General features: G+C 75.4%; 13 protein-coding genes. 12 read left to right on the forward strand and 1 reads right to left on the reverse strand.

The genetic code is table 11. The annotated features are described in order from the left end of the window. Window positions 1-174 precede the first annotated feature (174 nt). Window positions 175-924: a DUF2567 domain-containing protein gene (locus ACWEVO_RS21035; RefSeq protein WP_452309237.1), complete on the forward strand. Its 750-nt coding sequence runs from the start codon at window positions 175-177 to the stop codon at window positions 922-924. Here ACWEVO_RS21035 and ACWEVO_RS21040 read toward each other — a convergent pair. Beyond that, the gene (locus ACWEVO_RS21040) at window positions 890-1,594 is read right to left on the reverse strand and encodes an LON peptidase substrate-binding domain-containing protein (protein ID WP_452309225.1); all 705 of its coding nucleotides are present in this window, start codon (window positions 1,592-1,594) and stop codon (window positions 890-892) included. The genes ACWEVO_RS21035 and ACWEVO_RS21040 overlap by 35 nt on opposite strands. A gap of 107 nt (window positions 1,595-1,701) precedes the next feature. Between ACWEVO_RS21040 and hisD the strand changes: the two genes are divergently transcribed. The 11 genes from hisD (at window position 1,702) to ACWEVO_RS21095 (ending at window position 8,925) form a co-directional block, all read left to right on the forward strand. Next, window positions 1,702-3,024 (forward strand): histidinol dehydrogenase, encoded by a 1,323-nt coding sequence (hisD, locus tag ACWEVO_RS21045; RefSeq protein WP_452309226.1) that lies wholly within the window; start codon window positions 1,702-1,704, stop codon window positions 3,022-3,024. Next, window positions 3,021-4,094, forward strand: a complete 1,074-nt coding sequence (locus tag ACWEVO_RS21050; RefSeq protein ID WP_452309227.1) for a histidinol-phosphate transaminase — start codon at window positions 3,021-3,023, stop codon at window positions 4,092-4,094. Before hisD ends, ACWEVO_RS21050 begins: the two co-directional genes overlap by 4 nt. After that, window positions 4,091-4,702 carry an imidazoleglycerol-phosphate dehydratase HisB gene (gene hisB / locus ACWEVO_RS21055; protein WP_452309228.1) on the forward strand — a complete coding sequence of 204 codons (612 nt, stop codon included), beginning with the start codon at window positions 4,091-4,093 and terminating at the stop codon, window positions 4,700-4,702. Before ACWEVO_RS21050 ends, hisB begins: the two co-directional genes overlap by 4 nt. Next, the gene (locus tag ACWEVO_RS21060) at window positions 4,702-4,872 is read left to right on the forward strand and encodes a hypothetical protein (protein WP_452309229.1); all 171 of its coding nucleotides are present in this window, start codon (window positions 4,702-4,704) and stop codon (window positions 4,870-4,872) included. The genes hisB and ACWEVO_RS21060 overlap by 1 nt, the downstream gene beginning before the upstream one ends. After that, window positions 4,872-5,498, forward strand: coding sequence for an imidazole glycerol phosphate synthase subunit HisH (gene hisH / locus ACWEVO_RS21065; RefSeq protein ID WP_452309230.1), 627 nt, complete (start codon window positions 4,872-4,874; stop codon window positions 5,496-5,498). Before ACWEVO_RS21060 ends, hisH begins: the two co-directional genes overlap by 1 nt. Further along, on the forward strand, window positions 5,491-5,814 hold the full coding sequence (locus tag ACWEVO_RS21070; RefSeq protein WP_452309231.1) for a hypothetical protein: 324 nt from the start codon (window positions 5,491-5,493) through the stop codon (window positions 5,812-5,814). The genes hisH and ACWEVO_RS21070 overlap by 8 nt, the downstream gene beginning before the upstream one ends. Before the next feature lie 16 nt (window positions 5,815-5,830). Further along, the gene (gene priA / locus ACWEVO_RS21075) at window positions 5,831-6,559 is read left to right on the forward strand and encodes a bifunctional 1-(5-phosphoribosyl)-5-((5-phosphoribosylamino)methylideneamino)imidazole-4-carboxamide isomerase/phosphoribosylanthranilate isomerase PriA (protein ID WP_452309232.1); all 729 of its coding nucleotides are present in this window, start codon (window positions 5,831-5,833) and stop codon (window positions 6,557-6,559) included. Then, the gene (locus ACWEVO_RS21080) at window positions 6,556-6,969 is read left to right on the forward strand and encodes a RidA family protein (RefSeq protein ID WP_452309233.1); all 414 of its coding nucleotides are present in this window, start codon (window positions 6,556-6,558) and stop codon (window positions 6,967-6,969) included. Before priA ends, ACWEVO_RS21080 begins: the two co-directional genes overlap by 4 nt. 83 nt (window positions 6,970-7,052) lie before the next feature. Next, the gene (locus ACWEVO_RS21085; RefSeq protein WP_452309234.1) at window positions 7,053-7,499 is read left to right on the forward strand and encodes a MarR family winged helix-turn-helix transcriptional regulator; all 447 of its coding nucleotides are present in this window, start codon (window positions 7,053-7,055) and stop codon (window positions 7,497-7,499) included. 5 nt (window positions 7,500-7,504) lie between these two features. Continuing rightward, window positions 7,505-7,930 carry an organic hydroperoxide resistance protein gene (locus ACWEVO_RS21090; RefSeq protein WP_452309235.1) on the forward strand — a complete coding sequence of 142 codons (426 nt, stop codon included), beginning with the start codon at window positions 7,505-7,507 and terminating at the stop codon, window positions 7,928-7,930. Beyond that, on the forward strand, window positions 7,927-8,925 hold the full coding sequence (locus ACWEVO_RS21095; protein ID WP_452309236.1) for an NADP-dependent oxidoreductase: 999 nt from the start codon (window positions 7,927-7,929) through the stop codon (window positions 8,923-8,925). The genes ACWEVO_RS21090 and ACWEVO_RS21095 overlap by 4 nt, the downstream gene beginning before the upstream one ends. Window positions 8,926-8,953: the final 28 nt, after the last annotated feature.

Raw genomic sequence — 8,953 nt, forward strand, 5'->3', positions numbered from 1 at the left:
AGCTACCGGCTGCTCGCCGGGGAGGAGCGGGCCGCGCTCCGGCGGCTCGCCGCGTTCCGTAACCGGTGGTCGGCCCACCCGCACCCGGACGGCGGCGGACCGGGCGGGGCGACCAACGCCGGGCCGACCCGCGGCTTCACCCCGCCGGACGAGGGATCTCCCCCGGGGGCCGAGATGCCCGGTTGGCCGGCCGGCCTGCCGGTGCCCGCCGGCAGCCCGGTCACCGCGCCCGGCGCCGATCCGCTCGCCGGCTATCCGGGCCTGGTCACCGGGTCGCCCGTCGCCGGCCGGCCCACCGGTCGGCTCCGCGCGGCCGCGATCGCCCTGGGGGTCGCGCTGCTGGTGAGCCTGCTGGGCGCGCCGCTGGGTCTGCTCTGGGCGGCCGTGGCGCCGGGCACCCCGGTGCAGAAGACCGCCGAGGGCGCCGTCTACGCCACCCCGCAGCCCGAGCAGCCGATCGCCGCCGACGGCTGGTTCAGCGTGCTCGGGCTCGGCTTCGGGGTGCTCGTCGCGATCGCGCTCTGGGCGCTGCTGCGCCGGCGGCGGGGGCCGGTCGGCCTGGTCGCCGGGGTGCTCGGCGGGATCGGCGCGGCGGTGCTGGCCTGGCAGGTGGGCCGCCGGATCGGGCTCGGCACCTACCACCGGCTGCTGGCCACCGCGCCGGACGGGACGGTCTTCACCAAGCCGGCCGACCTGCGGGCCGGCGGGATCGACTGGTACACCCTGCTGCCCGTGCCGCACGGCAACCTGCTGCTGCCCGCGTTCGGCGTGGCCGTGACGTACACCCTGCTGGCCGGCTGGTCGCGGTGGCCGTCGCTGCGGCCGGAGCCGGAGCTCGACGGCGGGTGGCCCGCCCCGGGCCCCGGCTGGCCGCCGGCCGGGCCGGGAATCAGTTCGGCGCCGGGGGACCAGCCAGCTCGTTGAGCGGCACCGGGACGGCCCGGACCTGGCGCAGCAGGGCCGCCTCCCGGTTGAGCAGCCGCAGCTCGGCCCGGAGCCGGGCGGTGGTGTCGTCGATGGCGAGCAGCCGCTGCCGGTCGGCGACGGTCAGCGCGGCGGTGGCGGCGACCAGGTGCGACAGCACGGTCGGGTCCTCCGGCAGCTGCTCGGAGATCTCCTGCGGGTCCGGCCGGACCAGGTTCAGGTACTGCCGGAACACCGTGATCACCCGGGCCGCCAGCAGGTCGGCCACCTCGTCCGTGCCGGCCGGCTCGGGCAGCCACTCCACCTGGGCGGTCAGGTACGGCGCCGCGTCGGCGTCGACCTCGGCGATGCGGAACCGGCGCCGACCGACGGTGACGATGTCGAACCCGCCGTCGGCCAGTTCGGTGACCTGCCGCAGCTCGGCGGTGCAGCCCACCTCATGCAGGGTGACCTCCCCGCCGCCGGGGGTGGGCCGGCCCGGCGGCCCGGCCGGCGCGACCTCCCAGCCCGCCTGGATCGCCACCACCCCGAACTCGCGGGGCGCCCCCTCGGGCAGCCCGACCAGGTGGCGCACCAGCGCCCGGTAGCGCTCCTCGAAGATGTGCAGCGGGAGGACCAGCCCGGGGAAGAGGACCGTCCCCAGCGGGAACACCGGCAGCCGTGCGGTCACGGGTCCGAGCGTATCCCGATCTCGACCGGCCGGCGTGTCCCGGCTCACCGTCCCGGCCTGCGGGCGCGGCGGGCCTGCTTCCGGAGGGGCCGCCTAGACTCGTACGGGTGCTGAACCGGATCGACCTGCGCGGCGGGGCACGTGACCCGCGCCGCCTGCTGCCCCGTGCCCAGCTCGACGTCTCCGTGGCCGTCGAGCGGATCCGCCCTCTCGTCGAGGCGGTCCGGGAGCATGGGTACGCGGCGATCCGGGAGGCGAGTGAACGGTTCGACGGCGTCTGCCCGGAGCACCTGCGGGTGCCGGTGGAGGTGATCCGCGAGGCGGAGGGAACGCTCGACCCGCAGGTCCGGGCCGCGCTGCTGGAGTCGATCACCCGGGCCCGCAAGGTCCACGCCGACCAGCGCCGCACCGACCACACCACCCAGGTGGTGCCCGGCGGCACGGTGACCGAGCGCTGGGTGCCGGTCGACCGGGTCGGCCTGTACGTCCCCGGCGGCCTGGCCATGTACCCGTCGACCGTGGTGATGAACGTGGTCCCCGCCCAGGCGGCCGGGGTGCGCTCGCTGGTGGTGGCCAGCCCGCCGCAGCAGGACAACGGCGGCCTGCCCGACCAGCGGGTGCTGGCGGCCTGTGCGCTGCTCGGCGTGGACGAGGTCTACGCGGTCGGCGGCGCCCAGGCGGTCGCCATGCTGGCGTACGGGTCGACGGTCGACCCGGCGGGCACCGAGCGCTGCGACCCGGTCGACATGATCACCGGTCCGGGCAACATCTGGGTCACCGCCGCCAAGCGGCTGCTGCGCGGCGTGGTCGGCATCGACGCCGAGGCCGGCCCCACCGAGATCGCCATCCTGGCCGACGACACGGCCGACCCGGCGCACGTCGCCGCCGACCTGATCAGCCAGGCCGAGCACGACCCCCTCGCCGCCAGCGTGCTGGTCACCCCGTCGGTGGCGCTCGCCGACGCGGTCGACGCGGAGCTGGCCCGGCAGGTGCCGGCGGCCAAGCACGCCGAGCGGATCGGCACCGCCCTGGGCGGCGAGCAGAGCGGCGTGGTCCTCGTCGACGACCTCGAGGCGGGGCTGCGGGTGGTCGACGCGTACGCGGCCGAGCACCTGGAGATCCAGACCGAGAACGCCCGCGAGTGGGCGCTGCGGGTGCGCAACGCCGGGGCGATCTTCGTGGGCGCCTGGTCGCCGGTGTCGCTCGGCGACTACTGCGCCGGCTCCAACCACGTGCTGCCCACCGGCGGCTGTGCCCGGCACTCCTCGGGGCTCTCCGTGCAGTCGTTCCTGCGCGGCATCCACCTGGTCGAATACAGCCGGGACGCGCTGCGCGAGGTGGCCCCGCACGTGGTCACCCTGGCCGGGGTGGAGGACCTGCCGGCGCACGGCCAGGCGGTCAGCGTGCGCTTTCCCGGGGGTACGGCGTGACCACCCTCGACGACCTGCCCATCCGGGGCGACCTGCGCGGCCTGACGCCGTACGGGGCGCCCCAGCTGGACGTGCCGGTGCGGCTGAACACCAACGAGAACTCCTACCCGGTGCCCGACGCGGTGGTGGACGCGATCGGCAAGGCCCTCGCGGCCGAGCTGCGCGACCTCAACCGCTACCCGGACCGGGACGCCGTGGCGCTCCGCGCCGACCTGGCGGCGTACCTGGGCCACGGGCTCACCGTCGACCAGGTCTGGGCGGCCAACGGCTCCAACGAGATCCAGCAGCAACTGCTCCAGGCCTTCGGCGGCCCGGGACGCACCGCGCTCGGCTTCACCCCGGCCTACTCGATGCACCCGCTGCTGGCGCTCGGCACCGGCACCGGCTGGATCCCGGCCGCCCGGGGGGCCGACTTCGGCCTCACCGCCGCCGAGGCGGTCGCCCAGGTCCGGGCGCACCGACCGGACGTGGTCTTCCTCTGCTCGCCGAACAACCCGACCGGCACGGCGCTCGACCCCGCCGTGGTCGCCGCCGTGCTCGACGAGGCGCCCGGCATGGTGATCGTGGACGAGGCGTACGCCGAGTTCGCCCGGCCCGGCACGGTGAGCGCGCTCGCGGTGCTGCCCGACCACCCCCGGCTGGTGGTCACCCGGACGATGAGCAAGGCGTTCGGCTTCGCCGGCGGCCGGCTCGGCTACCTGGCCGCCGACCCCGCGGTCGTGCAGGCGGTGCAGCTCGTCCGGCTGCCGTACCACCTCTCCGCGCTCACCCAGGCCGCCGCCCGCGCGGCGCTCGCCCACCGCGACGCCCTGCTCGGCACGGTCACCGCGATCATGGCGCAGCGCGACCGGATCGTGGCCGAGCTGCGCGCCCGCGGCCACCGGGTCGCCGACAGCGACGCCAACTTCGTGCTCTTCGAGGTCGGCGGCGACCAGGCCGCGGCCTGGCGCGGCCTGCTCGAGGCCGGCGTGCTGGTCCGTGACGTCGGCCTGCCCGGCTGGCTGCGGGTCACCGCCGGCACCCCCGCCGAGACCGACGCCTTCCTCACCGCCATGGAGAAGCTTTCATGAGTCGCACCGCCCGGGTCGAGCGGATCACCAAGGAGACCAAGGTCCTCGTGGAGATCGACCTCGACGGCACCGGCAAGGCCGACATCGAGACCGGCGTCGGCTTCTACGACCACATGCTCAACCAGATCGCCCGGCACGGCGGCTTCGACCTGACCGTGCACACCGTCGGCGACCTGGAGATCGACGCCCACCACACCATGGAGGACACCGCGCTCGCCCTGGGCGCCGCGTTCGACCGGGCGCTGGGGGACAAGGCCGGCATCCGCCGGTACGGCTCGGCCACCGTGCCGATGGACGAGGTGCTGGTCCGGGCTGCCGTCGACCTCTCCGGACGGCCGTACGTGGTGCACGACGAGCCGCCGCTCGCGCCGTACATCGGGCCGGTCTACCCGACCAGCATGACCCGGCACGTCTGGGAGTCCTTCGGCCAGGCGGCCCGGGTCACCCTGCACGTGGACGTGCTGCGCGCGGCCCGCCCGGGTGGCCACCCGGACGCCCACCACGTGGTCGAGGCGCAGTTCAAGGCGGTCGCCCGCGCCTTGCGCGAGGCCACCGGGATCGACCCGCGCAACGCCGGCGTGGTGCCGAGCACGAAGGGTGCGCTCTGATGGGGGCGGCGCTGCCGACGCTGCTGCTGATCCTGGCCGGCGTGCTGCTCGGCGGGACGTGGTCGCTCTACAAGCAGGGCGCCTCGCGGGCCGCGGTCGTGGTCACCGGCCTGCTGGCCGTGCTGGCCACCGTCGGCGGCCTGCTCCGGCTGCTACCCGGGGAGGGTTGATGGGCAAGCGGGTCGTGGTGCTCGACTACGGATCGGGCAACCTGCGCTCGGCCGAGCGGGCCATCGAGCGGGTCGGCGCCGACGTGACGGTGACCGACGACCTGGCCGCCGCCGCCGAGGCCGACGGCCTGGTGGTGCCGGGGGTCGGCGCGTTCGCCGCCTGCATGGCCGGGATCGAGGCGCTCGGCGCCGGCCCGGTCATCGCCGAGCGGGTGGCCGCGGGCCGCCCGGTGCTCGGCATCTGCGTCGGCATGCAGGTCCTGTTCGAGCACGGCGACGAGCACGGCGTGGTGACCAAGGGGCTCGGGCTGCTGCCCGGCGGGGTGACGAAGCTGCCCGCGCGGCGGCTGCCGCACATGGGGTGGAACACGGTGCACGCCCCGGCCGGCTCGGTGCTCTTCGCCGGCCTCCCCGCGGACGCCCGGTTCTACTTCGTCCACTCGTACGGGGTGACCGACCTGGCCGGGCTGGCCGCGGCGGGCGCGGCGGTGACCACCGCCGAGCACGGGACGGACTTCGTCGCCGCGGTGGAGCGGGGTCCGCTGACCGCGGCCCAGTTCCACCCGGAGAAGTCGGCCGACGCCGGCGCCGCCCTGCTGCGCAACTGGCTGGGCACGCTTGAGTAAGGAACGGGCCCGCCGCCGGGAGGCCCGCGAGGCCCGGCTCGCCGCGGAACGCGCCGTCCGGCAGCGCCGGGTGGTCCGCCGGGAGCGGCGCCGCGCCCTGGTACGCCGGCTGACGCCGGCGCTGCGCCGCGGCCGGTCCGGCCGGCTGAACCGGCACAGCCGGGGGGAGCGGGCCGCGATCGTGCTGCTCACCGGGGCGGCGCTGGCCGGCATCTGGAGTTTCGTCGACGACCTGGCGCTGCGGCTGGCGCTGGTCGTGTTGTTGCTGCTGGTCCTGCCGGCGATCGTGGTGATCGCCCTGGACCGTCGGACCTGAACCGAGGAGAAGAGCCTTGAGCCTCACCCTGTTGCCCGCCGTGGACGTCGCCGACGGCCAGGCCGTCCGGCTCGTCCAGGGCGCCGCCGGCAGCGAGACCGCGTACGGCGACCCGATCGAGGCGGCCCTCGCCTGGCAGTCCGACGGCGCGGAGTGGATCCACCTGGTCGACCTGGACGCCGCCTTCGGGCGGGGCTCCAACGCCCACCTGCTGGCCGAGGTGGTCCGGCAGCTCGACGTGAAGGTCGAGCTCTCCGGCGGGATCCGGGACGACGAGTCGTTGGAGGCGGCGCTGGGCACCGGCGCGGCCCGGGTCAACATCGGCACCGCCGCGCTGGAGGACCCGCAGTGGTGTGACCGGATCTGCGGCGAGTACGGCGACCGGGTGGCGATCGGGCTGGACGTGCGGGGCCGTACCCTCGCCGCCCGGGGCTGGACCCGCGAGGGCGGCGACCTGTACGAGGTGCTGGAGCGGCTGGACAAGGCCGGCGCCGCCCGGTACGTGGTCACCGACATCACCAAGGACGGCACCATGCGGGGGCCGAACCTGGACCTGCTCCGTGAGGTCTGCGCCCGTACCGACAAGCCGGTGATCGCCTCGGGTGGCGTCTCGACCCTGGACGACCTGCGGGCCCTGGCCACCCTGGAGCCGATCGGCGTGGAGGGCGTGATCGCCGGCAAGGCGCTGTACGCGGCCGCGTTCACCGTCGCGGAGGCGCTCGCCACCCTGCGGGCCCCGGCGTGACCACGGTCGCCGGCGGCGGCGGGGCGGTTACCCGGCTCGGCTCGGGCGGCCCCTGGGAGGCGCTGTACGGCTACTCCCGGGTGGCCCGGGTCGGCAACCTGGCGATCACCGCCGGCTGCACCTCGACGGTCGACGGCCGGGTGGCGCACGTCGGGGACGCCGCAGCGCAGACCGCCCAGGCGCTGCGGATCGGCCTCGACGCGCTCGCCGAGGTGGGGGCGGAGCCGGCCGACGTGATCCGGACCCGGATGTACGTGACCGACCGGGTGTACGCCGACGAGGTGGGTCGGGCGCACAACGCCGTGTTCGGCGCGGTCCGGCCGGTGGCCACCATGGTGGTGGTGGCCGGCCTGATCGACCCGGACCACCTGGTCGAGGTCGAGTTGGAGGCGTGGCTCCCGGAGCGTTGATCCCGCGCCCCGGCACCGTGTGGGTGGTCACCGCGCGACCACATCGGTTGTGCACAACTTAATTGTGGACTACGGTTCGGGGCGTGACCGACGACCTGGTCCTGCGCCGGCAGGTGTGCTTCGCCCTCTACGCGGCCTCGCGCGCCCTCACCGACGTCTACCGGCCCCTCCTCGACGAGGTCGGGCTGACCTACCCGCAGTACCTGGTGCTGCTGGTGCTCTGGGAGCGCGGCGACGACCCGCCCACGGTCTCCGAGCTCGGCGCCCGGCTCCGGCTCGACTCCGGGACGCTCTCCCCGCTGCTGAAGCGGCTGGAGGCGGCCGGTTTCGTGCGGCGTACCCGCGCCACCCGGGACGAGCGCCGGGTCGAGGTGGGCCTCACTCCGCGGGGGCGGGCCCTGCGGGAGCGGATGGACGAGGTGCCGCGGCAGGTGGCCCGTGCCACCGGCCTCACGGAGGCCGAGCTGGTCGCCCTGCGCGACACCCTCAGCCGGGTCACCGAGACGATCCACCGACAGAAGGAGCAGTGAGCCGCATGCAGTTGCTCTACACCGCGTCCGCGCGGGCCACCGGGGACGGGCGGGACGGCCACGTCCGCACCTCGGACGGCACCCTCGACCTGGACCTGGCCATCCCGAAGGAGATGGGCGGCGCCGGCGGCGCGGCCAACCCCGAGCAGCTCTTCGCCGCCGGTTACGCGGCCTGCTTCCACTCGGCGCTGCGGCTCGTCGCCCGTCGGGCGAAGGCGGACGTCGCCGGCTCGGTGGTCGAGGCCGAGGTGGGCATCGGCCCGAACGGCAGCGGCGGCTTCGGCCTGACCGTCACCCTGGTCGTCGACCTGCCCGCCGTCGAGCGGACCGCCGCCGAGCGGCTCGTCGAGGCCGCCCACCAGGTCTGCCCCTACTCCAACGCGACCCGCGGCAACATCGCGGTCGCCCTGACCGTACGGGAGGCGCGGTGACCACCAACCGTGAGATCCACCTGGCGTCGCGCCCGCAGGGCTGGCCGACCGCCGACAACTTCCGCCTGGTCACCACCGGGGTGCCCAGCCCGGGGCCGGGCCAGCTCGTGGTCCGCAACCGGTTCATCTCCGTCGACCCGTACATGCGGGGCCGGATGAACGACGTGAAGTCGTACGTGCCGCCGTTCGCGCTCGACGCCCCGCTCGACGGCGGCGCCGTCGGCGAGGTGGTGGCGAGCGAGGCGGACGGATTCGCCCCCGGCGACACCGTCCTGCACGGCCTGGGCTGGCGGGAGTACGCGCTGGTCGACGCCAGGGCCGCGCGTCGGGTCGACCCCGACCTGGCGCCGGTGAGCGCCTACCTCAGCGTGCTCGGCATGACCGGGCTGACCGCGTACGCCGGCCTGCTCGACGTGGCCGCCATGAAGCCGGGCGAGACCGTGTTCGTCTCCGGCGCGGCCGGCGCGGTGGGCAGCATGGTCGGCCAGATCGCCAAGCTGCGGGGCGCCGCCCGGGTGGTGGGCAGCGCGGGTTCCCCGGCCAAGGTCGAACGGCTCCGGGCGCTCGGCTTCGACACCGCCTTCGACTACCACGACGGCCCGGTGCGGGACGCGCTGAAGGCCGCCGCCCCGGACGGGATCGACGTCTACTTCGACAACGTCGGCGGCGAGCACCTGGAGGCCGCCATCGGCGCGATGAACCTGCACGGGCGGGCCGCCATCTGCGGCATGATCGCCCAGTACAACTCCACCGAGCCGCCCGCCGCGCCGCGCAACCTGGCCCTGCTGATCGGCAAGCGGCTCACCCTGCGCGGCTTCCTGGTCGGTGACCACGGCCACCTGCGCGAGCAGTTCGTCCAGGAGATGGCGGGCTGGCTGCGCGACGGAAAGATCTCGTACGACGAGACGGTGGTCGACGGCATCGAGAACGCCCCGGAGGCGTTCCTCGGCCTGCTGCGCGGCGAGAACCTGGGCAAGATGCTCGTCCGGGTGTGACCCCGGACTCGTTCCCGGCGGCCGGCCC

It is taken from the genome of Micromonospora sp. NPDC003776, from assembly GCF_053605645.1.